Source organism: Thermocrispum agreste DSM 44070, assembly GCF_000427905.1.
GTDB classification, from domain to species: domain Bacteria; phylum Actinomycetota; class Actinomycetes; order Mycobacteriales; family Pseudonocardiaceae; genus Thermocrispum; species Thermocrispum agreste.
This window is the reverse complement of the sequence record NZ_KE386604.1, coordinates 815,212-836,908: the sequence shown is the minus strand read 5'-3', so window position 1 is coordinate 836,908 and position 21,697 is coordinate 815,212. Positions and strand designations below refer to the sequence as shown.

General features: G+C 71.6%; 21 protein-coding genes. 11 read left to right on the top strand and 10 right to left on the bottom strand.

What is annotated here, in order from left to right; genetic code table 11:
* Positions 1 to 41 precede the first annotated feature (41 nt).
* Together YWY_RS22870 and YWY_RS0118770 are read left to right on the top strand one after the other, a co-directional pair.
* Positions 42 to 2,345: a sigma-70 family RNA polymerase sigma factor gene (locus YWY_RS22870; protein ID WP_084609357.1), complete on the top strand. Its 2,304-nt coding sequence runs from the start codon at positions 42 to 44 to the stop codon at positions 2,343 to 2,345.
* 173 nt (positions 2,346 to 2,518) lie between these two features.
* Positions 2,519 to 3,028: a GtrA family protein gene (locus YWY_RS0118770; RefSeq protein WP_028848879.1), complete on the top strand. Its 510-nt coding sequence runs from the start codon at positions 2,519 to 2,521 to the stop codon at positions 3,026 to 3,028.
* A gap of 9 nt (positions 3,029 to 3,037) precedes the next feature.
* Here the strand turns inward: YWY_RS0118770 and YWY_RS0118765 are convergent, their stop codons facing one another.
* Both YWY_RS0118765 and YWY_RS0118760 read right to left on the bottom strand, forming a co-directional pair.
* Positions 3,038 to 4,312, bottom strand: a complete 1,275-nt coding sequence (locus tag YWY_RS0118765; protein WP_028848878.1) for an ATP-binding protein — start codon at positions 4,310 to 4,312, stop codon at positions 3,038 to 3,040.
* Positions 4,313 to 4,327: 15 nt separating this feature from the next.
* Positions 4,328 to 5,050, bottom strand: coding sequence for a response regulator transcription factor (locus tag YWY_RS0118760; protein WP_038045543.1), 723 nt, complete (start codon positions 5,048 to 5,050; stop codon positions 4,328 to 4,330).
* Positions 5,051 to 5,088: 38 nt separating this feature from the next.
* Between YWY_RS0118760 and hisN the strand changes: the two genes are divergently transcribed.
* Positions 5,089 to 5,871 carry a histidinol-phosphatase gene (hisN, locus tag YWY_RS0118755; RefSeq protein WP_028848876.1) on the top strand — a complete coding sequence of 261 codons (783 nt, stop codon included), beginning with the start codon at positions 5,089 to 5,091 and terminating at the stop codon, positions 5,869 to 5,871.
* Between the two features lie 85 nt (positions 5,872 to 5,956).
* On the opposite strand, the gene YWY_RS22865 is transcribed toward hisN, so the two are convergent.
* From YWY_RS22865 to YWY_RS22850, 4 genes are read right to left on the bottom strand one after another with little or no spacing between them, the layout of a single operon-like run.
* The gene (locus YWY_RS22865) at positions 5,957 to 6,298 is read right to left on the bottom strand and encodes a hypothetical protein (protein ID WP_051310422.1); all 342 of its coding nucleotides are present in this window, start codon (positions 6,296 to 6,298) and stop codon (positions 5,957 to 5,959) included.
* Positions 6,295 to 8,673 carry a TNT domain-containing protein gene (locus YWY_RS23455; protein ID WP_051310421.1) on the bottom strand — a complete coding sequence of 793 codons (2,379 nt, stop codon included), beginning with the start codon at positions 8,671 to 8,673 and terminating at the stop codon, positions 6,295 to 6,297. Before YWY_RS23455 ends, YWY_RS22865 begins: the two co-directional genes overlap by 4 nt.
* Before the next feature lie 4 nt (positions 8,674 to 8,677).
* The gene (locus YWY_RS22855; protein ID WP_038045541.1) at positions 8,678 to 9,007 is read right to left on the bottom strand and encodes a hypothetical protein; all 330 of its coding nucleotides are present in this window, start codon (positions 9,005 to 9,007) and stop codon (positions 8,678 to 8,680) included.
* Positions 9,004 to 9,456 carry a YbaB/EbfC family nucleoid-associated protein gene (locus YWY_RS22850; RefSeq protein ID WP_245566728.1) on the bottom strand — a complete coding sequence of 151 codons (453 nt, stop codon included), beginning with the start codon at positions 9,454 to 9,456 and terminating at the stop codon, positions 9,004 to 9,006. Before YWY_RS22850 ends, YWY_RS22855 begins: the two co-directional genes overlap by 4 nt.
* A 402-nt stretch (positions 9,457 to 9,858) precedes the next feature.
* Here YWY_RS22850 and YWY_RS0118730 point away from each other — a divergent pair, with 402 nt between their 5' ends.
* The gene (locus tag YWY_RS0118730) at positions 9,859 to 10,113 is read left to right on the top strand and encodes a hypothetical protein (RefSeq protein ID WP_156899362.1); all 255 of its coding nucleotides are present in this window, start codon (positions 9,859 to 9,861) and stop codon (positions 10,111 to 10,113) included.
* A 48-nt stretch (positions 10,114 to 10,161) separates the two neighbouring features.
* On the opposite strand, the gene YWY_RS0118725 is transcribed toward YWY_RS0118730, so the two are convergent.
* The 3 genes from YWY_RS0118725 to YWY_RS0118715 form a co-directional block, all read right to left on the bottom strand.
* The gene (locus tag YWY_RS0118725; RefSeq protein WP_038045540.1) at positions 10,162 to 11,103 is read right to left on the bottom strand and encodes a hydroxymethylglutaryl-CoA lyase; all 942 of its coding nucleotides are present in this window, start codon (positions 11,101 to 11,103) and stop codon (positions 10,162 to 10,164) included.
* Positions 11,104 to 11,105: 2 nt separating this feature from the next.
* Positions 11,106 to 11,669, bottom strand: coding sequence for a PH domain-containing protein (locus tag YWY_RS0118720; protein ID WP_028848873.1), 564 nt, complete (start codon positions 11,667 to 11,669; stop codon positions 11,106 to 11,108).
* A 100-nt stretch (positions 11,670 to 11,769) separates the two neighbouring features.
* Entirely contained in the window at positions 11,770 to 12,600 is an 831-nt protein-coding gene (locus YWY_RS0118715; RefSeq protein WP_051310420.1) for a biotin--[acetyl-CoA-carboxylase] ligase, read from the bottom strand.
* Between the two features lie 72 nt (positions 12,601 to 12,672).
* Here YWY_RS0118715 and YWY_RS0118710 point away from each other — a divergent pair, with 72 nt between their 5' ends.
* From YWY_RS0118710 to YWY_RS0118695, 4 genes are all read left to right on the top strand, one after another.
* Positions 12,673 to 14,313, top strand: coding sequence for an acyl-CoA carboxylase subunit beta (locus tag YWY_RS0118710; protein ID WP_028848871.1), 1,641 nt, complete (start codon positions 12,673 to 12,675; stop codon positions 14,311 to 14,313).
* Positions 14,310 to 14,555, top strand: coding sequence for an acyl-CoA carboxylase subunit epsilon (locus YWY_RS0118705; protein ID WP_038045538.1), 246 nt, complete (start codon positions 14,310 to 14,312; stop codon positions 14,553 to 14,555). The genes YWY_RS0118710 and YWY_RS0118705 overlap by 4 nt, the downstream gene beginning before the upstream one ends.
* A 742-nt stretch (positions 14,556 to 15,297) precedes the next feature.
* Positions 15,298 to 15,939: a Maf family protein gene (locus tag YWY_RS0118700; protein ID WP_028848869.1), complete on the top strand. Its 642-nt coding sequence runs from the start codon at positions 15,298 to 15,300 to the stop codon at positions 15,937 to 15,939.
* A 204-nt stretch (positions 15,940 to 16,143) separates the two neighbouring features.
* Positions 16,144 to 17,487: a dicarboxylate/amino acid:cation symporter gene (locus tag YWY_RS0118695; protein ID WP_028848868.1), complete on the top strand. Its 1,344-nt coding sequence runs from the start codon at positions 16,144 to 16,146 to the stop codon at positions 17,485 to 17,487.
* Positions 17,488 to 17,646: 159 nt separating this feature from the next.
* Here the strand turns inward: YWY_RS0118695 and YWY_RS0118690 are convergent, their stop codons facing one another.
* A complete protein-coding gene (locus YWY_RS0118690; protein WP_028848867.1) occupies positions 17,647 to 18,354 on the bottom strand; it encodes a hypothetical protein in 708 nt (235 codons plus the stop codon).
* A 343-nt stretch (positions 18,355 to 18,697) separates the two neighbouring features.
* Between YWY_RS0118690 and YWY_RS0118685 the strand changes: the two genes are divergently transcribed.
* The 3 genes from YWY_RS0118685 (at position 18,698) to YWY_RS22845 (ending at position 21,585) form a co-directional block, all read left to right on the top strand.
* Complete coding sequence (locus tag YWY_RS0118685; RefSeq protein WP_028848866.1) at positions 18,698 to 20,506, top strand: acetyl/propionyl/methylcrotonyl-CoA carboxylase subunit alpha; 1,809 nt, start codon at positions 18,698 to 18,700, stop codon at positions 20,504 to 20,506.
* A gap of 81 nt (positions 20,507 to 20,587) precedes the next feature.
* On the top strand, positions 20,588 to 21,004 hold the full coding sequence (locus YWY_RS0118680) for a DUF1707 SHOCT-like domain-containing protein (RefSeq protein ID WP_038045537.1): 417 nt from the start codon (positions 20,588 to 20,590) through the stop codon (positions 21,002 to 21,004).
* A 26-nt stretch (positions 21,005 to 21,030) separates the two neighbouring features.
* On the top strand, positions 21,031 to 21,585 hold the full coding sequence (locus YWY_RS22845; protein WP_084609356.1) for a GNAT family N-acetyltransferase: 555 nt from the start codon (positions 21,031 to 21,033) through the stop codon (positions 21,583 to 21,585).
* The last annotated feature ends 112 nt before the right edge of the window (positions 21,586 to 21,697 follow it).

Here is a 21,697-nt window from a genome sequence, read left to right as displayed (position 1 = left end):
TGACTGGGACCGCACCGCAGGACTGGGGACAAGGAGGGCCCGTGACCACCGCACCGACTGGGGGCACCGAGCAGCACGGTCCCAGTGATGCCGAGTTGATCGCCGCGGTGCGCAACGGGAACACCTCCGCCTACGGGACGCTGTACGAGCGGCATGTGGGCGCGGCGTACAACCTGGCACGACAGCTGGCGCGGTCCAACGCCGAAGCCGACGACCTGGTGGCAGAGGCGTTCGCCAAGCTGCTGGACACGCTGCGCGCCGGCAAGGGCCCGGACTCGGCGTTCCGCGCTTACCTGCTCACCTCGCTGCGGCACGTCGCCTACGACAAGGCGCGCAGGGAGAAGCGGATCGACCTCAACGAGGACATGTCCGAGGTCACCGGTGCGCTCGGCGGCGCGCTGACCGTCCCGTTCTCCGACACCGCCGTGGCCGGGCTGGAGCGCTCCATGGCCGCGCAGGCGTTCGCCCGGCTGCCGGAGCGGTGGCAGATGGTGCTCTGGCACACCGAGATCGAACAGCAGACGCCTGCCGAGATCGCGCCGCTGCTCGGCCTGTCCCCCAACGCGGTGTCCGCGCTGGCCTACCGGGCCAGGGAAGCGCTGCGGCAGGCCTACCTGCAGGTGCACCTGACCGAGACGGCCGCGGAGCGGTGCCGCGCCACCGCCGATCGGCTGGGCGCGTGGACGCGCGACGGGTTGTCCAAGCGCGAACGCGCCCAGGTCGAGAACCACCTCGACAACTGTGCGGACTGCCGCGCCCTCGCCGCGGAGCTGGCCGACATCAACGGCGCCCTGCGCGCCGTCGTCGCGCCGCTGGTGCTGGGTGGGGCCGCACTCGGCTACCTGGCGCTGGCGAGTTCCGCGAAGGCCGCGGCCGCCACGGCAGGCGCCGCCGCGGCCACCACCGGAGTCGCGGCCGCTTCGTCGTCGGGCGGAGCCGCGGCAACTGCCGCGGCATCCGCGCCGCGGCAGTTGCTCGGCGTCGGCGCGTCCGGAGCGGCAGTGGTCGCGGCGGTGGCCGTGGCGCTCGCCTCCGGGGGTCCCCAACCGGTTCCGCACGCGCAACCGCAGGCCCAGCCGACACCACCCGCGGTGCAGGCGCCGAACAACACCCCCCAGGCGAACGAGCCTGCACCGCCACCGGAACGCCCGCAGCCGCAGCCGCCGGCGCCGCAGACCACACCGGGGCCGCGACCGGATTCTCCGCAGCCACCACCGCCGGCACCCCGGCCCAAACCGCCACCGGCCGAGCAGCCGCTCCCCGCGGACATCACCGTGGAACCGCCGGGCGGCAGCATCGAGCTCGTCCCGGGCGGCGGACCGACCGACCTCCCGATCACGGTGCGCAACGACGGCGGACGCAAGTCCGAACCGGTGACCGTCACGCTGACCCTGCCGCGCGGTGTCTCGGCCGTCGACCAGCCGGGCGGGGGCGGCACGCCCGGCGGGGCGACGTCGGCCGCCCTGCCCCGCCTGGCAGCGGCGAGCGCCCCCGGCGACGTGGTGAAGTGCCCGGGCGGCACCGGCGAGGTCACCTGCCGCACCCCCGACGGCCTGGCCCCGCAGGCGTCGGCGACGCTGGTGTTCCGGCTGGTGGCCGACGAATCGGTGCGGGACGGTCAGATCACCGGCACGGTGTCCAGCGGGACCACCACGACCTTGAAGATCCGCATCCCGGTGCGGGTCGAGGCCAAGGACGGCGTCGCGATCGACGTCAGCGCACACCTGTGGTACGTCTCGGCCACGGTGACCAACACCGGTCGGACGACCAAGCAAGCCACGGTCACGATCGACCACCCGATGCTGGTCGACGACTGGTCGGCGCTGGGCTTCGACTGCCTCAGCGGCGCGAGCGCCACCACCTGCCGCAGCCATCGCCCGCTGGCTCCGGGCACCAGCGCCCGGCTGCTGGTCCCGCTGCTGCACAGCGGCTTCCCGGCCTCGGTCACCGTCACCGCGCGCATCGGGGACGCCAGGGCGTCGCAGACCGTCCGCCCGTGGTGCCTGTTCGCCTGCGTGCCCAACCTGGTCCCGCAGCAGGTTCCTGGCACCGGGACCACCACACCGGCCGAGTCCGGCACACCGGCCCGGCCCACGGTTCCCGCTCCCGCCGCATCCGGCAAGCCTTCGTCGCCGGTGCGGCCCACGCCCCCAAAGCCGCCGAGCTCCCGGCCGCCGTCTCCGCCGGAGCTGAAGCCGGACGGGCCGAGCAGCACCAAGCCGAGCTCACCGGCGCGGCCGCCGAGCTCGTCCCGTCCGGGCTGGCAGCCGACGTGGGAGCGCCCGAATCCCAAGCCGCGCTCCGGTCACGGCACGGACTTGTTCGACCGCTGGCTGCCCTGGTGACTTCGACCACGCGCCGGCACCCGATTCGTCGTACAGGGCGACGTTCCTGGTGCCGGCACGGACGTCAGGGAACGGTGGCCGAGACGTCGGCCACCCTGCGCCCGGCCCAACGCGCGTCACACCACCGGGCTCATAGACTGCCCGCGTCAGGCGTTCGTTGGGAGTCGTGAGCCGTGACCGTGATCGAAAGCTTGCTCGCGCGCGTGCCCGAGCCGCTGCGCGGCGTGCTCATCAAGCACCGGGAGAAGCTCAAGTTCGCGGTCGTCGGCGCGATCACGTTCGTCATCGACAACGTCATCTGGTACGCGCTGAAGCTCACCGTGCTGGAGGAGAAGCCGACCACGGCCAAGGCGTTCGCCATCGTGGTGGCCACCATCGTCTCCTACGTGCTGAACCGGGAGTGGTCGTTCCGCACCCGCGGCGGGCGGGAACGCCACCACGAGGCCGCGCTGTTCTTCCTGGTCAGCGGGGTGGCGCTGGTCGTGAACCTGATCCCGCTGCTGGTGTCGCGGTACGTGCTCGACCTCGAGGTGCCGCACGTCGAGCGGTGGGTGCAGGAGGTCGCCGACTTCACCAGCGGATCGATCGTCGGGATGCTGCTGGCCATGGTGTTCCGGTTCGTCGCGATGCGGAAGTGGGTCTTTCCCGACGAGCTCGGCGGCCGCCGCCACGACCTGCCGTGACGGCCGCGCTCACCGCGGGTTGCTGCTCCGCAGCGGCCGCTCGGTCACGTCGGTCGGCTTGGGCACCAGCAGGAACAGGCTGAACGTCGCCGGACGCTGGCTGGCCAGCTCCAGTCGCCCGCCGTCGGCTTCGGCCAGTGCCCGGGCCAGTGCCAAGCCGACACCGGTCGAGCCCACCCCGGACACGCCGCGGTCGAAGATGTGCGGGGCGAGGTCGTCCGGCACGCCGGGGCCGTTGTCGCTGACCGACACCACGACGCTCCCGTCGCCCGGGCGCGCCGACAACGTGACGGTGCCTGCACCGTGCTTGATTGCGTTGTCCAGCAGCACGCCGACGACCTCGCGCAGCCGGGCGGGTGTGGCCCTGGCGATCAACCCGGACGGGACACGCAGCTTCAGGCCTCGGTTGCCTGCCGCGAAGACCGCTCGCCACTCGTCGGCGATCTCGCGCAGCTGCGCGCCCACGTCGACCGGCTCCGCCCCGGCTTCCCGCGCCGCGCGGGCCGCGGCCAGCAAGTCGTCCAAGGCGGCGGTGAGTTGATCCGCCTGGTCCTGCGCGGCGCGCGCCTCCGCGACCACGCCGGGGTCCTCGTGCGCGGTCAGCGCGTCCAGCCGCAGCTGCAGCGCGGTGATCCGGCTGCGCAGCTGGTGGGACACGTCACCGACGAACTGCCGCTCCCGCCGGATCAACGCCGACAGGGCCTCCGCCGAGGTGTCCAGCGCCTCGGCGATCATGTCCAGCTCGCGCATGCTGTACCTGGCGGAATCCGGCCGGAAGTCCCCGGCGCCCAGCCGCGCCGCCCTGGCCGAGATGCTGCGCATCGGCCGGGCCAGCCTGCGTGCCGTCACGCTCGCCACCACCATTCCGGTGCCCACCGACAGGATGGCCAGCAGCACCACCGCGAGCGTCACTTGCGTCTGCCTGGTGCGCACCGGGCCGGCGGGAATGGTCAGCTGCACCTGGCCGCCACCACCCAGGTTCGCCGTTTCGGTCAGCACGTCGCCCCGCGGTTTCGTGCCATGCCGGTACTCGCGTCCGTCCTGCCCGCGCACCAGCAGGTACCCGTCGTCCGGGATGGCCAGGCGAACCTGCCGGGTGTCGATGACCTCACCGGCGGCGATGGTGGTGTCCAGGCTCTTGGCGATACGCTGCGCCCTGGTGGCCAGGTCTTCCTTCGCCAGGCTGGACACCAGTTCCCACGCGGTGAAGCCGAGTGGGATGCCCAGCGCCGCTGCCGTGACCGCGACGGCCAACAGGATGGCGAGCAGGATGCGGCGATGCACGGCGCTAGTGTCGCCTCACTCCACGTTGAACCGGAAGCCGACGCCGCGGACGGTGGAGATTCGCTCGGTGTCGGTGGCCTGCGCGGGCTTGGTACCGCCCTTGCCGTCGATCTCGCCGGACGCGATGGCCAGCTTGCGGCGCAGCCAGGAGATGTGCATGTCCAGCGTCTTGGTGGTCTTGGAGTCCAGGTCGTTCCACACCTCGGCGAGGATCTCCTCCCTGCTGACCACCTGCCCCGCCCGGCTCATCAGCACCCGCAGCAGCTCGAACTCCTTGTTGGCCAGCTGGACCTCGACCCCGTCGACGGTGACCAGGCGCGCACCGAGGTCCATCCGCACACCGTTGGCCTCCAGCACCTCGGGCGCCTGCCTGCGCAGCAGCGCGCGGATCCTGGCCAGCAGCTCGGCCAGCCGGAACGGCTTGGCCACGTAGTCGTCCGCGCCCGCGTCCAGGCCGACCACGAAGTCCACCTCGTCGGTGCGGGCGGTCAGCATCAGCACCGGCAGCTCGGCACCGCGGGCGCGCAGCCGCCTGCAGACCTCCAGGCCGTCCATCTTGGGCAGGCCGAGGTCGAGCACGAGCAGGTTCACCGGCCGTTGCTGGGTCACCTCCAGCACGCTCGGGCCGTCGGTCACGACCTCGACCTCGTAGCCCTCCCGGTCCAGCGCCCGGGACAAGGGCTCGGCGATGGCAGGATCGTCCTCGGCGAGAAGAACCTTGCTCACGGTCTTTACCATACGGCGACCTGCCGATTACTCCATGCGAGGATCACACCGTGACACGCCCGTATGCCGACGACATTCACCTGGCCAAGCGTCTTGCCGACACCGCGGACGCGATCACCGTTCCACGCTACTCGGTACGTGATCTCACCGTGCGCACCAAACCGGACCGCAGCCCGGTGACCGATGCCGACCTCGCGGTGGAGGAGGCCATCCGCGGCGTGCTGGCCACCGAACGACCGCAGGATCGCATCGCCGGGGAGGAAGGGGGCGGCGAGATCGGCTCCGGCCGCACCTGGGTCCTCGACCCGATCGACGGGACCAAGAACTTCCTGCGCGGCGTGCCCGTCTGGGCCACGCTGATCGCGTTGGTGGACGACGGAGTGCCGGTGGTCGGTGTGATCTCCGCGCCGATGCTGGCCCGCCGGTGGTGGGCCGACGCCGGTGGCGGCGCATGGGTGGCCGACGCCTCGGGTGAGCGGCGGCTGCGGGTGTCCCAGGTGAGCGACTTGTCGGACGCCTACGTGTCGACGACGAACCTGAACACGTGGGACGAGTACCACTCGAAGCAGGCCTACCTCGATTTGGTGGCGGCGTGCTGGGAGAACCGGGCGGTCGGCGACTTCTGGTCGCATTGCCTGGTCGCCGAGGGCGTGATCGACATCGCCGCCGAACCGATCGTGAACCCGTGGGACGTGGCCGCCGTGCAGGTGCTGGTGACCGAGGCCGGTGGCCGGTTCACCGACCTGACCGGCGCCGAACGGTTCGACGGTGGCAACGCGCTGTCCACCAACGGGGTGCTGCACGAAGCGGCGTTGCGGATCCTCTCCCGTTAGGTCGTTCCGCGTGCCCGGTTCCCGTCGCTCCTGCGCGTCACCGGTCTCCTGCGCGTCACCGGCCTGCGGTGCTCGGTGCCCGGCGTCACGACTGGTCGACAGGTGACCGGCCGGGGTCCCGCTCCGGCAGCAGACCCACCGCGCCACGGGCGACCTGCGACCAGGCCAGCCGCCCGAACAGGTAGTGGCAGGCCACCTGCTCGTTGGTGAAGCTGGCCCAGTCGTACCGGATGCCGTGCTCCCGCCAGAACACCTCCCAGGTCACCACCGTCTGCTCGGCCGGCTGCGGGTCGCCGGGCTGGGCGGCGGGCTGCACCTGCTCGGTGCGCAGCACGCACCACGTGTTGTCCGCCTCCTTGCCGATCGAGATCACCTCGTGCGGGACCCCGATCGCGTCCAGCCAGCTGGCCAGTGACTCCAGGTTCATCGCGTGCCTTCCGTCTGCTCCGCGGGCGCCTGCCCGCTGCCGCCGCCCGCGCCGGTGTCCGCCGCGGCGGCCTCGCTCGCGGCGCCGCTCGCTTCCACTCGATCGCCGGCCTGACCTGCCGCGCCCGCGCCGGTGGCCTGCCCGGTGTCGTCGCCGGTGAGCTCGTCGGTGATCTCCCGCAGGTACCCGAGCACGACGAGGTCGTCCGCGGGATACACCGCGCGCAGGCGCTCGGCACCGCCCGGCTGGCCGAACCACGGCGCCACCGTGCCGCGCCACACCGGCATCGGCCGCAGCACCCGGTAGCGCCGGTAGCGGGTGTCCGGGCCGGGCGGAGGGAGGGACCGCAGGCGATAAGCGGTGCCGCCGGGGTGGAAGACCCGGCCCCGCGGCGTGCCGAAGCGGTCGATCACCGTGCCTTCGCCGAGCATCACCGCTTCCCCTGGCTCGTGGCAGCCCTCCGGGCACGCCTCGGCAGGCGGCCACGCGTACTCCGGTGGCTCGCGGTCGGCGACCAGGTAGCGACGCTGCCACTCGTCCGAGTCCATGCCCGCCAGCGGGTCGTACCGCTCGAACAAGGCCGTGAGCGCGGGATGATCCCACGGCAGGCCCGGCGAGGGGACCGCCCGTTCCGGCAGCACCTCCGCATCGTCGAAGACCGACGACCTCGGGTGGTCGTACGGCGGGAAGCGGGACAGGAACTCGTCCGGATCGTGGCGCCGGGGCGGCAGCTGGCGGCTCGGCTTGCTGGACGCCACCGGCAGATGGCCGAGCGGGAACATGTGCACCCGGAACAGCGCCACGATGCTGGCCCGGTCCTTGCGCGGGGTGCCGTACGCGGGCTGCTCCTGCGGCGGGCCGGGCCGGGGGTGCGGCTCGGGTTGCGGCTGCACGACGCCGGACTTCAACCCCGTGGCGGGGACGTTCGGCGCCACCGGCCGGCCGGTGATCGGTCCCTGCCAGCCTGCAGGGGGCGGGGCGGGACGGTTCGCGACGTTGCCGTCCGCCGCACGCGCACCCCCTCCCGGCGGCCTGCCGGGTGGTTGCGCCGGATGCGGCTGCTGCCCTGGCTGGCCAGGGGTGCCCCCCACCACGCCGGGATACCCGCCCGCGGGCGGTGCCGCCCCGGGCGCGGCCAACGGCGGACCGCCCAAGCCGGTGACCGGCGCGCTGCCGAAGCCGCCTGCCGGTTGCGGTGGCCCGCCTGCCGGCGGCACGAGCGGCGGACCAGGCGCGGAAACGCCTTCCACGAACCCGGCGAGCGATGTCTGCCCAGGAGGACCCTGGTGCGGATGCGGCGCGGTGAACCCCATCGGCGGTGTGGGTGCGCTCATCCACGCGGGCACCTGATTCCCCATCGGCGGGGTGGGCACGTCGCCACCGCCGGGCTCGACACCGTGTGATGGCTCATGGCCCCCTCCGGCATCGTCCCGCGACACGACGTCGTCCGGAACGGCACGCTCGCCTGCATCGACGACTTCCCGGCCGTGCAGGACGTCAGCGACGCGGCCGGCGACCCGGTCGTGCACGTCACCGATCCGGTCCGGTGCCTCCCTGACCCGGTCGGCGACCTCGTCGACCGATGCGGGCACATCGGAGAGGCGGTCGCGCACATCGACGGCCCGTTCGGAAACGTCGGCCACCTGGCCTGCCACGTCGGGAACCCGATCACGCACGAGTCCCAGCGGGCCGTCGTCGAAGTCGGCAAGCTCGTCGAGCGCGTCGGCGGCCTCGTCCGTCCAGCGATCGGCCGTGCGGTCCACGGCGTCCAGCGAGCCGGACACCACATCCGGCACCCCGCTGACCGCCGCCAGCAACGACCCGGGCCCACGGCTCCCGGTCAGCGGATCCAGCACGGGCGAGGCATCCACCTCACGCGCGGTGTCGGCCACCGCGCCGGCCAGCGACTCGGTGATCGCGGTGACGTTCGCGGCGACCGCGGTATGCAGGTTCCGCACGGTCAACAGCGCCTCCGGATGCCCGCCGTCGGCCGCAGCGGCCGCGGCCTCCTCGGTGCGCGCGGCGTCGGCCAGCTGCCGAATGATCTCGACCTTCGCGGCGCCCACCTGCCGCGCGGCGTGCTCCAGCCGGTCGGCCGCCTGCTCCGCTGCCCGAGCGGTACCGGTCAGCAGCCCGGCGTCCGGTGCGACGAACTCCGACCAGGCCCGTGCCGCTTGCTCGGCCGCCTCTCCCGTCATGCTGGCCACGGCGGCGGCCGCGGTGGCATCCGCCTCGGACGCCAGCGAACGGAGTCCCCGCGCGGCTTCCCGCCAGGCGTCGGCCTGCTTCTGCATCGCGTCCTCGTCGGCCTCCGGCCAGTGCGCGCCGACGCGCCGAGCGATGCCGGCCAGCTCCGCAGGAAGCTCGATACCCACGCCGCTAGCCCTCCCCCAGGCCGTGCCTGATCCGGTCCGCGGCGTCCGCCGACGCACCGTCGGTGGCTCGATACGTCCGTGCGGCCTTGGCGAACGCGCTGCCCATGTCAGCCAGCTTCGCGCTCAGGTCCGTCAGGCGCTGCACGGTCTGCTCGGCGGCATCGGCGTGCTGGTCGGCGAACCGCCTGCCGATGTCGTCGTTCCCCCACGGGGCTGGACCGTCCAGGGCCGCGCGCAGGTCGTCGGCGAGGTTTCTTGCGCGCTGTGCGTGCTCGTCGAACTCTGCGGCGCGCGCCGCGAGCCGTTCGACGTCGGCACCGTGGTCGGCGGTCACCGGCTCGCCCCTTCGGCCGGCTCGGCGGCCCGGTCGTCACCGGCACGGATCTCGGCCGGGGAGAGGTCACCGGTGCCGAGCAGCAGCGCCTCGGGATCCACCCCGGACGGCAGCGCGGGCGCCAGCACGGCGCCGGCCTTGGCGACCGCCGACGCGGCGGCCTGCCCGGCCAGGCGGACGATCTGCTCGGCAAGTTCCGCGGGCGTGAAGCGCTGGTAGGCCTGCTCGGTGATGGTCAGTCCGGTCAGCGTGCCGCGGGGCCCCACCGTGGCGCTGACCGAGCCGTCGGGAGTGCTCGCCGTCGCGGTGATCGAACGCAGCGTGCGGTGCAGCCCGGCCAGCTGCTCGCGGCCGCGCCGATACTCGCCGAGAAGTTCGTCGACCCGTGCTCGGTACTCGGTCACGGCGCCCTCCCGGTCCAGTGCGTCCTGCAGCACAGCGTCGGTCATGGCGCCCCGCACCCGGGTACGGCGCGGTGCGCAAGCGGTTAGACGCTAACGCACCCGGGACGGTTCCCACCGATTCGTCGTCGTCCCTCGATCGTGATCGAGCGCACGGCGCTGCCGGGCCACGTCTTCGCCCGCACGCCCGCTACCAGGCCGAACTCCGCAGCTGGAACCTCGGTGCCAGGCCGCGGGACCTGGCGGCCACGCTGCCTGCCCAGCCGCGCAATGGCGAAGAACCGCCCGGCGGCGACGGAGACCATCGCAGCGCCGATCCAGGCAAGTGTCTCTCCCGGACGACCCAGCTCCCCGTACGGCTGTCGTTCCGGTGGATCGTGGCGGCGGTGCGTCGACCGCGCTCTGCAGCTTGGCCCGCTCCGACCTGGTGCCCCGTCCACGGCGAGTTCCTTGACCAGGTTGCGCGTGGTCTTGCTGAGCCTCGATGAAGCCCTCGACGTGCACCCGGCCGGAGGCGAACGACACAGCCGACGGCAGACAGTCCAGGACGGCACCGTCTTCGACCCGGACATGCACGTCGTGTGCGTCGTCGCAGCCGACTCCCGGCACGATTCCGACGACGTAGACGTCGTCGATGCGGTGGTGCTGTGCGAGCCCCACGAGCAGCAAGATCGATCCGCCGACGAGCATGCCAGCCATCAATGACCCGAGCACGAACAGCGTGATCTTCGTACCCTCGGTCGTGACGTGGGCTCACTCGGCCAGCGCACGCACCACGCGAGAAGGCGCCGGCCTGCCCAGCTGCTCGGCCATCCACGTGCTGACGCCGACAAGGGCGTCCACATCGACCCCGTGCTCGATACCCAAACCGTCGAGCATCCACACCAGATCCTCGGTGGCCAGGTTCCCGGTCGCCGACTTCGCATACGGGCAGCCGCCAAGTCCGCCCGCGGACGAGTCGACCGTCGTGACACCTTGCTGCAGCCCCGCCAGCGTGTTGGCCAGCGCCTGACCGTAGGTGTCGTGGAAGTGCACCGCCACCGCGTCCACCGGCACGCGCTGGGTGACCGCGGCCAGCACCGCTTCGACGTGCCCGGGCGTGGCCACCCCGATGGTGTCGCCCAGCGACAGCTGCCAGCAGCCCATGTCGTACAGCCGCCCGGCGACCTCGGCGACCTGCTCCGGCCGGACGTCACCCTCCCACGGGTCGCCCCAGCACATCGACACGTAGCCGCGCACCCGCATGCCCGCGTCCCGTGCCCGCGCGACGACGGGCTCGAACAACGCGAACTGCCCGTCCAGGGTGTTGTTCAAGTTGCGCTTGGCGAACGTCTCGGTGGCGCTGGCGAACACCGCGATGTCCTCGACCCCGGCGGCGAGCGCGCGCTCCAGCCCCCGCTCGTTGGGCACCAGCACCGGATAGCGCACACCGGCGCGGCGCTCCAGCCGCTCCAGCAGCTGCTCGGCGTCCGCCAGCTGCGGCACCCACTTCGGGTGCACGAAGCTGGTCGTCTCGATGGTGGTCAGCCCCGCGTCGGCCAGCCGCTGGACGAACTCCAGCTTGACGTCCACGGCGACGGTCGATTTCTCGTTCTGCAGCCCGTCCCTCGGTCCGACCTCCCAGATCGTGACCCGCTCCGGCAGCCGCCCGGACCGATGCACGGACGGCAGACCGACGTCACGCGCACCGCCCACGCTTACCGCCCCCTGCGCGGCAGGCGCTGCGTACCCTGCTGACCCTGCTCGGGATGCTCGGCGTCGTAGTCGTCGTACGGGTTGTCGTTGAGCTGCCGGTAGATCCACGTGTGGACCTTCTCCACCTGCGGGATGTCCGAGAACTCCAGCGGCTCCTCGGACGCCGACTCGATGATCAGCGTGCCGCAGCCGAAGATCCGGTCCACCAGGTCGTGCTCGAACCGCACGCTGTGGATCCGGCCCATCGGGATGTCGATGCCGGTACGCCTGATGACGCCCTCGCGCGCGATCACCCGGTCGGTGGTGACGATGAAGTGCGTGGTCCGCCAGCGTACGAACGGCGTGAGCACCAGCCAGATCAGCAGCACGGCGGCCACCGCGACGATGGCCACGAGCGCGACCATGTCCCACGGTGCGGCGGCGTCACTGGCCAGCAACCCCAGCCAGATGGCGGCGGCGACCACGATCGCGCCGATCAGCAGCGGGAAGATCAGCATCTTGAAGTGCGGATGCTTGTGCGCGATGACCTGCTCGCCCTCACTCAGCAAGCCCTTGGGGTAGCCCACCTCAGCACGCTCCTGTGTCGTTTCCTGCCGGCCTGCTCACCGTAGCCGTTTCCGGCCCGATGCAGCAGGTGATCGGCGAATTATCCCGCCGTGGGCATGATCACCGCACGTGCACCACGTCGCCCGCGAAGACGGTCGTCGCGGACCCGTCCGGCTTGCGCACGATCAGCTGCCCGACGGCGTCGATGTCCACCGCCTCGCCCTCCAGTTCGCCGTCCGGCAGCAGGACACGGACCGTGGTGCCCAGCGTCGCGCACGCCTGCCGGTAGGCGTCGAGCAACCCGGCGGCGGACAGGTCGCCGCCGGCGGCCCGCCACGCCGCTTCCCGCACGTGCAGGGCTTGCAGCAGGGAGACGGCCAGGGCCGTGCGGTCCGGGTTCCGCGCCCCCGATTCCGCCAACGACACCGCGGCCAATCCCCCCGGACCGGCCGGCACGTCGCCGAGCGCGAACACGTTCAACCCGATCCCCACGACCACGGCGGGCCCCCCGGCGTCCGGGACGAGCTCGGAGAGCACGCCGGCGAGTTTGCCGCCGCTTGCCAGCATGTCGTTCGGCCACTTCAGCACCGCGTCGACGCCGGCGCTCCTGGCCACTTCGAGCAGAGCCAGCCCGGCCACGATGCTCAGCGAGCCGACACGCTGCGTCGGCACCCCCGAGGGGCGCAGCAGCACGGACAGGTAGATGCCCGCCCCGGGCGGCGACACCCAGGTGCGGCCCCGTCGCCCCTGGCCCGCGGTCTGCTCTTCGGCGAGCAGCACCGTGCGGTCGGCCGCGCCGGCGTCCGCCGCGGCACGCAGATCGGCGTTGGTGGACCCGGTGGACGCCACCACGTCGACGGCGGCGTAGCCACCTGCCGGAGCGAGCAACGCGGCGCGCAACGCCGCCGCGTCGATCGGCCGGGCTGCTGTGTCGTCACGGGAATCCGGCATGCCGCCAGCCTACGGTGAGGTGGCCGACTTCACGTGCTGACAACGCCCGATCAGCCGTTAGGCTCGCTGGCTATGAGTTCTGCGACGGAACCGATCGGGAGCGCGCCGGACGAGGCCCCGGACATCCACACCACCGCGGGCAAGATCGCGGATCTGTACCGGCGCAACGACGAGGCGGTGCACGCCGGGTCGGCGCGGGCGGTGGCCAAGCAGCACGCCAAGGGCAAGAAGACCGCCCGCGAGCGGATCGACATGCTGCTCGACCCCGGCTCGTTCGTCGAGCTGGACGAGCTCGCCCGGCACCGGTCGACGAACTTCGGCCAGGACCGCAACCGGCCCTACGGCGACGGCGTGGTGACCGGCTACGGCACCGTCGACGGCCGACCGGTCTGCGTGTTCTCCCAGGACGTGACGGTCTTCGGCGGCTCACTCGGCGAGGTGTACGGGGAGAAGATCGTCAAGGTCATGGACCTGGCGATCAAGACCGGCAGGCCGATCATCGGGATCAACGAGGGCGGCGGCGCGCGCATCCAGGAAGGCGTCGTGTCCCTCGGCCTCTACGGCGAGATCTTCCGTCGCAACACGCACGCATCCGGCGTCGTCCCGCAGATCTCGCTGATCATGGGTGCCAACGCGGGCGGCCACGTGTACTCGCCCGCGCTCACCGATTTCGTGGTGATGGTCGACCAGACCTCGCACATGTTCATCACCGGCCCGGACGTGATCAAGACTGTCACCGGTGAGGAAGTCACGTTCGAGGACCTGGGCGGCGCGCGCACGCACAACACCAAGTCCGGCAACGCGCACTACCTGGCCTCCGACGAGGAAGACGCCATCTCCTACGTCAAGGAGCTGCTGAGCTTCCTGCCGTCGAACAACCTGGACTACCCGCCGGTGTTCGAGCACACCCCGGCCGTCGGCCAGTCGGTCGCCGACGACATCACCGACTCCGACCGGGAGCTGGACACCCTCATCCCGGACTCGCCCAACCAGCCGTACGACATGCGCGAGGTCATCGAGCGGGTGATCGACGACGGCGAGTTCCTCGAGGTGCACGAGCTGTTCGCGCCCAACATCGTGGTCGGGTTCGGCAGGGTGGAAGGCCACTCGGTGGGCATCGTGGCCAACCAGCCGACGCAGCTGGCGGGCTGCCTGGACATCAAGGCGTCGGAGAAGGCCGCGCGGTTCGTGCGCACCTGCGACGCGTTCAACATCCCGGTGCTGACGTTCGTGGACGTCCCCGGGTTCCTGCCGGGCACCGACCAGGAGTGGAACGGCATCATCCGCCGCGGCGCGAAGCTGATCTACGCCTACGCCGAGGCGACCGTCCCGCTGGTCACCGTCATCACGCGCAAAGCGTACGGCGGCGCGTACGACGTCATGGGGTCCAAGCATCTCGGCGCGGACATCAACCTGGCGTGGCCGACCGCGGAGATCGCGGTGATGGGCGCGCAGGGTGCGGCGAACATCGTGCACCGCAAGACGCTGCAGAAGGCCGCCGAAGAGGGCAAGGACGTCGAACAGCTGCGGCAGCAGCTCATCCAGGAGTACGAGGACACGCTCTGCAATCCGTACGTTGCCGCCGAGCGTGGATACGTCGACTCGGTCATCCCGCCGTCCTACACGCGCGGCTACGTGGCGCGTGCGCTGCGGATGCTGCGGGAGAAGCGTGAGTCGCTGCCACCCAAGAAGCACGGGAACATCCCACTATGACCGGTGAGAAGAGCAGTGCGAAGGACGACGAGAAGCGGCCGTTCCTGCGGGTCGTCCGAGGCACGCCGGACGACGAGGAGCTGGCTGCGCTGACCGCGGCGCTGGTTGCGGTCAGCGCAGCCACCGCGCAGCAGAAGGACAAGCCAGCGGCGCGGTCGGCGTGGGCGGACGTCGAGCCACGGCTGCGGCAGCCGCTGCGGCCGGGGCCCGGAGCCTGGCGGGCCTCCGCCCGGCTGCGGTAGCGAACCTGCCTGCCGGGGCGGCGTGCCGGGCGGCCGGAACGGGCTCTGTCCTGGGCACGGTGGCCGCCGCGCACACGCTGAGACGAGCAGCCCCTGGCCCTCGCACAGCTCGGGAACGCGACGGCCCGCCCACCCGGACCCGGCACCACGCCACCACGCACACGCGGAGACGAACAGCACCTGACCCTCGCACAACCCGAGGACACGACGGCCCGCCCACCCGGACCCGGCACCACGCCACCACGCACACGCGGAGACGGGTTGGGCGGTAGTGCTAGAGCTTGGGGATGATCCGCACGCCGCCGCGCACATGCGGAGACGGGGGTGCAGCAGGCACGCGAGAAGGCGCTCGCTGCACGGCCGCTGCGCACACGCGGAGACGAGCGTGCTGCCGCATCGAGGTTTGCCATGCGGTCAACGGCCACTACGCAGTCGCGGGAACCTCGTCGCGGGAACGGTGAAGCGATCACGAAGCACCGGTGTCCCGGCCATCGTCCGCGGCCATGCCGATCGACCAATCCGGAAGATGATCGACGGCCGCGCCGGGGATTACCCGGTGATTTGTCGACAAATCACCGGCGCAGCGGCACGACTCGCGGGCAGGAGCCCGACAGTGAGCATCACCGTCCCGCAGCTGTGAGCATCACCGTCTGAGCATCACCGTCCCGCACCCATTCACCACGGCACAGCAGCGGGCGGCCTGCACCGGTGCCCAGGCAAGTTCGGCCTAGACTCCGCAGTCATGCGGTTCGTGCTGGCTTCCGCCTCCCCTGCCCGCCGCGCGGTGCTGCGCGCCGCCGGGATCGACCCGGTCGTGCGGGTGTCCGGCATCGACGAGGACGCCGTGGCCGCGGAGCTGTCCGACCCCACTCCGGAGCAGCTCGTGGTGCGCCTCGCCCAGGCCAAGGCCGCCGCGGTGGCCGACGAGCTGACCGCCGAGGGACACACCGGCGAGTCGGTCGTCGTCGGCTGTGACTCGATGTTGTCGTTCGACGGCGAGGTGGTGGGCAAACCCGGCACCGCCGACGTCGCCAGGCAACGGTGGCGGCGCATGGCCGGCCGCTCCGGCACGCTGATCACCGGGCACGCGGTCGTCCGGCTGGACGGCGATGCGCGGGTCAAGGAGGCCTCGGCCAGCGAGTCGACCGTGGTGCGCTGGGGCCGTCCCAGCGAAGCCGAGCTCGAGGCGTACGTGGCCTCCGGCGAGCCGCTGCGCGTCGCGGGGGCCTTCACCCTGGACGGCCTGGGCGGCTGGTTCGTGGAAGGTGTCGACGGTGATCCGTCCAGTGTCATCGGCATCAGCCTGCCGCTGACCCGCCGGCTGCTCAGCGAGGTCGGGGTGCGCGTCACCGACCTGTGGCGACCGGACGCCGACGACCTCTGACCCAGCATCCACGCCAGGCACGCGCGATCGTCGCCGGCGTCAGGAATTATTCCCGTTCCCGCATAGTGGGCGAACTGTCCACGACCACCCGATCGGAGGACCCTCGTCCGGGGGCGCCTACCGGCGCCGATTCACCTGGAGGGCATCGTGTCACAGACATCCGACCGGGAAAGGTCGTTCCTGCGTACCTACACGCGCCCGCGCGTGTTCGGCAGCGCGGTCATCGCCGCATTGCTGCTCGGTGTGCTGGCCGGCGCCATCGCGCGCAGCACCGAAACGGCATGGCTGAGCGACGCGCTGGACGCCGTCGGGTCCACGTTCACCACCCTGTTGCAGCTGGCCGTGCTGCCGCTGGTGTTCACCGCGATCGTGGTGGGCATCAACTCGCTGCGCCAGCTGGGCGGGGGCAAGGAAGCCGCGCGGCTGGGCGGCAAGACGGTGCTGTGGTTCGCCATCACCTCGTTCATCGCCGTGCTGATCGGCATCGCGGTCGGTCTGCTGATCGACCCGGGCGCGGGCGGGCTGAACGCGGCGCCGACCGAGGAGAACACCGCACGGGCCGCGGAGAGCGTGTCGAACTGGGGCTCGTGGTGGAGCTTCCTGGAGAGCCTGATCCCGGGCAACGTGGTCGCCGCGTTCGCCGAGGGCGGCACGCTGCAGGTGGTGTTCCTGGCGGTGATCGCGGGGGCTGCCGCCTACTCGCTCGGCGAACGGGCCAAGCCCTTCGTCGACCTCAACGCGAGCGTCTTCGAGATCGTCCAGCGGTATCTGCGGTGGATCGTGCTGCTCGCGCCGCTCGGCGTGTTCGGCCTGATCGGGGCCGCGGTGGCCACCTACGGGGACGAGCTGTTCCGCCCACTGGCGTCCGCCACGCTGGCCGTCTACGCCGGGACGCTGCTGGTGTTGTTCGTCGTCTACCCGATCCTGCTGCGGCTGGTGGCCAAGGTGTCCCCAGCCAGGTTCTTCAGCAAGGCGTGGACGACGCTGCAGTTCGCGTTCGCCTCCCAGTCCTCCGGCGCCACACTGCCGCTGACCAGGCAGACCGCGGTCAACCTCGGGGTCCCGCCCGCTTACGCCGGGTTCGCCGTTCCGCTGGCCAGCACCACGAAGATGGACGGCTGCGCGGCCGTCTTCCCGGCCGTCGGCGTCATCTTCATCGCCAACATTTCCGGGATCACGCTGAGCATCGGGCAGTACGCGGGCATCGTGGCGGCCGCCGTGTTCGGCGCGCTGGCCACCGCGGGCACCACCGGCTGGCTCACCGCCCTGACCCTGTCGGCCACCGTCGTCGGCCTGCCACCGGAACAGATCGCGCTGGGGATCGCGCTGTTCTACTCGATCAACCCGATCATCGACATGATCCGCACCGCGACCAACGTGGCCGGCCAGATCGTGGTGCCGGTCGTCGTGTCGCGCTCGGAAGGGTTGCTCGACGACGAGGTGCTGCAGGCGCCGAGCCGTCCGCCGCTGCTGGAGGACACCGGCGAGCAGCCGTCACCTCGACCGGAAACCCCGCACAGGACGGCCACCGAACCGGCACGAGCCTGAAGTGCCGGACACGGCCGCGGCCTGACACCACGGCCACGCACGAGGCGCCCTGGCAAGCAGATCAGCCGGGGCGCCTCTGCTCGTCAGCTGCACCGCACGCTTCGGAGCATGCGACCGTCGCCGAAAGCCGTCCCCGGCCCGCGGCAGCTGGCTCGGACGTCAGGCACAGGACCTCAAGGGCTCCTCGGCGAGGTCGATGTCCGGCCAGCCAGGGATCCGGGTGATCGACGAGTAGGGCCCTCCACAACCGAGCGACGAGCCGTCCAGGCGGAAGACTTCCACCTCCACCCAGGACTCGTCGCACGCCCCGCTGGAGGGAGCCGCACAATCGGGGAACTGGGCCAGCACGACCTCGGGAGTGGCGTCGTCGGTGACCTGGACCAGCTCGATCATCTTGGCGGTCGAGAAGTACGGCCTGGTGACCGCCGCCCATCCGCTGCCGCGCGACACGAAGACCTCGCCGACCAGGCCGCCCTCCAGCGTTCCGCGCACCACACACGCTTTGGTCGGGCCGTCGGCGCACGACAGCGACTTCTGCGTCACGTGTACGCCCAGGTCCCCCAACGCCGTCTTGCGCAACGACGGCCCGTTGTCGTCGCGGAACCGCAGTCGCCCGTGCTTGCCGTCGGGATCGGCCAAAAGCTCGACGGTCGTCGAGCCCACCGGGACGCTGGTCAGCACCTCGCACGGGAGTTCCCCGCACCGCTCGGCAGCGTTCTCGACAGCGGTCGACGATCGCGTGGAGGAACCGTCGTCCGCACGTTCCGCGCGGACCATCCGCAAAGCGACGGCAGTCCCCAGCGCCGCGATAGTCACCACGACCGCCACCACGAAGGTGACTTTCACCGAACGCGATGTCGATTGCACAGCGTGACGATAGACGAGCGACGGCTGCTCCGCCCGGCACGACGACGCCGGACACCCCGCGCATTCGACACTTGTGCCCACCGGTGTGACGAAGATCGTTCTCGGCCGCCTTGCCCTTCCGGATCAGGTCGTTCCGCGACTGCCGTCCTCACCGTCGCCGCAGATCACTACGCCTGTCCGAGACGTCAGGAAACACCTGAGGCAAGCCTGCGGTCCGGAATGCACGCTCGCCTGAGCGTGAGCCGTCTTACAGCCACGACGGGCGCAGGGATCCGTACACTGCACGCAGGCCACCAACCGGCTGCTCCGGTGAGCGGCCGGCGCAACGTTGCAGGAGGTAGGCGTGCCGCAGAGCACAGCCAGCACGCGACCGGGTCTCGCCGGCCCGGTCACCAAGGTGCTCGTCGCGAACCGGGGCGAAATCGCCGTGCGGGTCATCCGCGCCGCACGGGACGCGGGATTGGCATCGGTCGCGGTCTACGCCGACCCGGACCGCGACGCGCCGTTCGTCCGGCTGGCAGACGAAGCGTTCGCACTTGGCGGAAGCACCGCCGCGGAGACCTATCTGGTAGTCGAGAAGCTGCTCGACGTCGCCAAGCGGTCCGGCGCCGACGCGGTCCACCCCGGCTACGGCTTCCTGTCGGAGAACGCGGACTTCGCGCAGGCCGTCATCGACGCGGGCCTGACCTGGATCGGCCCGTCACCGCAGGCGATCCGTGCGCTGGGGGACAAGGTCACCGCCCGGCAGATCGCCATGAGGGCCGGCGCGCCGCTGGTGCCGGGCACCAAGGACCCGGTGAGCGGCCCGGACGAGGTGGTGGCGTTCGCCGAGGAGCACGGGCTCCCGGTGGCCATCAAGGCGGCGTTCGGCGGCGGCGGCCGTGGGCTCAAGGTGGCCCGCACCCTGGACGAGATCCCCGAGCTGTTCGAGTCGGCGACCAGGGAGGCGGTCGCGGCGTTCGGCCGCGGCGAGTGCTTCGTCGAGCGCTACCTGGACAAGCCGCGGCACGTGGAAGCGCAGGTGCTGGCCGACCAGCACGGCAACGTCATCGTGGTCGGCACCCGGGACTGCTCGCTGCAGCGAAGGCATCAGAAGCTGGTCGAGGAGGCGCCCGCGCCGTTTCTGACCGACGAGCAGCGGGAGAAGATCCACAGCAGCGCCAAGGCCATCTGCCGCGAGGCGGGCTACTGGGGCGCGGGCACGGTGGAGTACCTGGTGGGCCGGGACGGTGTGATCTCGTTCCTCGAGGTCAACACCCGGTTGCAGGTCGAACACCCGGTGTCGGAGGAAACCACCGGCATCGACCTGGTGCGGGAACAGTTCCGCATCGCCGCCGGCGAGAAGCTGCGCTTCACCGAGGACCCGCAGCCGCGCGGCCACAGCATCGAGTTCCGCATCAACGGCGAGGACGCCGGGCGGAACTTCCTGCCCGCCCCCGGCACGGTGACCAAGCTGCGGCTGCCCAGCGGTCCCGGCGTGCGGGTGGACACCGGGATCGAGGAAGGCACGGTCATCGGCGGGCAGTTCGACTCGCTGCTGGCCAAGGTGATCGTCACCGGTTCCGACCGGCAGAACGCGCTGGAGCGCAGCCGCCGGGCGCTGGACGAGATGCAGGTGGAGGGCATGGCCACGGTGCTGCCGTTCCATCGGCTGATCGTCCGTGACCCGGCCTTCACCGCCGAGGACGGTTTCGCCGTGCACACCCGGTGGATCGAGACCGAGTGGAACAACACGGTCGAGCCGTTCACCGCGGACGGCGAAGGGACCGAGGACGCCGCGGACGAGGGCGAGCGGCAGACCATCGTCGTGGAGGTCGGCGGGCGCCGGCTGGAGGTCTCGCTCCCGGCCGGGCTGGCCGTCGGCGGCGGCCCCACCGCGGCTGGTCAGCGCACGAAGCCGCGCAAGCGTGGCGGCGGCAAGAAGGCCGCGGTCTCCGGTGACGCGGTCACCGCGCCGATGCAGGGCACGATCGTCAAGCTGCCGGTGCAGGACGGCCAGCAGGTCGAGGCGGGCGAGCTGGTGGTGGTGCTCGAGGCGATGAAGATGGAGAACCCGGTGACCGCGCACAAGGCGGGCACGGTGACCGGCCTGAGCTGCGCGGTCGGCGACACGGTCAGCCAGGGTCAGGTGCTGTTCGAGATCAAGGACTGAGTGCGCGAACGGCCGGCCTGTGCGGTGCGGCGGCGGAATCGGTGCAGCCAAGGCGGCGCCGGGGCCCGTACGATCGATGGTGTGAACCCGGACAGGCCGGAGTTGCGGATCAGCGACGCCGAACGTGAGCAGGCCTTGGAGGCGTTGAACGTCCACATGGCCAACGGGCGGCTGGACATCGACGAGTACGGCGAACGATCCGCGCAGATCGTGGCCGCCAAGACGCGCGGCGACCTGGTGCCGATCTTCCGCGATCTGCCGGATCCGCATCCGGAAGTGCTGGTCAGCAAGCTGCCGGAGCCGGAGCGCACCGCACCGCCCGCCGCCTCGCGGCCGCGCGGGCTCGCCGACCGCTTCGTGACGTCCGCGGTGCCGATCGCGGCCATCGTCGCCGTGGTGCTGTTCTTCTTCGTGGCGCGGGGTTTCTGGCCGGTCTTCCTGCTGCCCGCCGTCACCATCATCGTGATCAGGGCGATCGGCAAACAGGGGTATCGCTGACAGACGGCAGGGCTGAAAGGCGGCACATGGAACCGGTGGAGATCAACGCGGGTACCTGCTACCTGCGCGCCTTCCGCGCCGACGACCGGCTGGACGACCGGCCCGCGCTGGTGAAGGCGTTTTCCGACCCGGCGATGCGCCGGTTCGTGCGCGCGTACCGGATCGAGACCATCGACGAGGCGGGCGACTACATCGCGACCCGGGCCAGGGAATGGAAGCTGAACCAGCGCGCGTCCTGGGCGATCGCGGAGCCGACGACCGGGTTCCTGCTCGGCGAGGTCGGGTTGAAGAACCTGCACCCGTCCGCCCTTTCGCCGCCGGAGGCGGCGATCTGGGTCCATCCGGTCACGCGCAAGCGTGGCGTCGGCGCAGCGGCGCTTTCGGCCGCCGTGCGGTTCGGTTTCGGCGCGCTGGAGCTGGCCCGCATCGACTACGTCTGCGACGAGGACAACACCGCCTCGGCTGCGCTCGCCGCCCGGTGCGGGTTCACCTACACCGGCACGACGACCGGCGTCGACGGCCTGCCGGCGCAGCGCTGGACGATCACCAGCGGCGCGCAGGAAGCAGCACCCGGGCGCTGATCCCCCGCGGCCGGCCATCAACCGGCCGGGGCTGCCACCCCAGCCCGCACACCCGGCACCGCCCGCTGGCAGGCCACCTCGTCGACAACCCACCAGCCCAACACCGCACGAC

What these genes read in the sequence shown, in the direction of transcription:
- YWY_RS0118710 (WP_028848871.1), top strand. Translation starts at nt 12,673, where the DNA reads ATGAGTTCTGCGACGGAACCGATCGGGAGCGCGCCGGACGAGGCCCCG.
- YWY_RS22845 (WP_084609356.1), top strand. Translation starts at nt 21,031, where the DNA reads ATGGAACCGGTGGAGATCAACGCGGGTACCTGCTACCTGCGCGCCTTC.
- YWY_RS0118700 (WP_028848869.1), top strand. Translation starts at nt 15,298, where the DNA reads ATGCGGTTCGTGCTGGCTTCCGCCTCCCCTGCCCGCCGCGCGGTGCTG.
- YWY_RS22865 (WP_051310422.1), bottom strand. Translation starts at nt 6,298, where the DNA reads ATGAACCTGGAGTCACTGGCCAGCTGGCTGGACGCGATCGGGGTCCCG.
- YWY_RS0118715 (WP_051310420.1), bottom strand. Translation starts at nt 12,600, where the DNA reads ATGCCGGATTCCCGTGACGACACAGCAGCCCGGCCGATCGACGCGGCG.
- YWY_RS22850 (WP_245566728.1), bottom strand. Translation starts at nt 9,456, where the DNA reads ATGACCGACGCTGTGCTGCAGGACGCACTGGACCGGGAGGGCGCCGTG.
- YWY_RS0118705 (WP_038045538.1), top strand. Translation starts at nt 14,310, where the DNA reads ATGACCGGTGAGAAGAGCAGTGCGAAGGACGACGAGAAGCGGCCGTTC.
- YWY_RS0118760 (WP_038045543.1), bottom strand. Translation starts at nt 5,050, where the DNA reads ATGGTAAAGACCGTGAGCAAGGTTCTTCTCGCCGAGGACGATCCTGCC.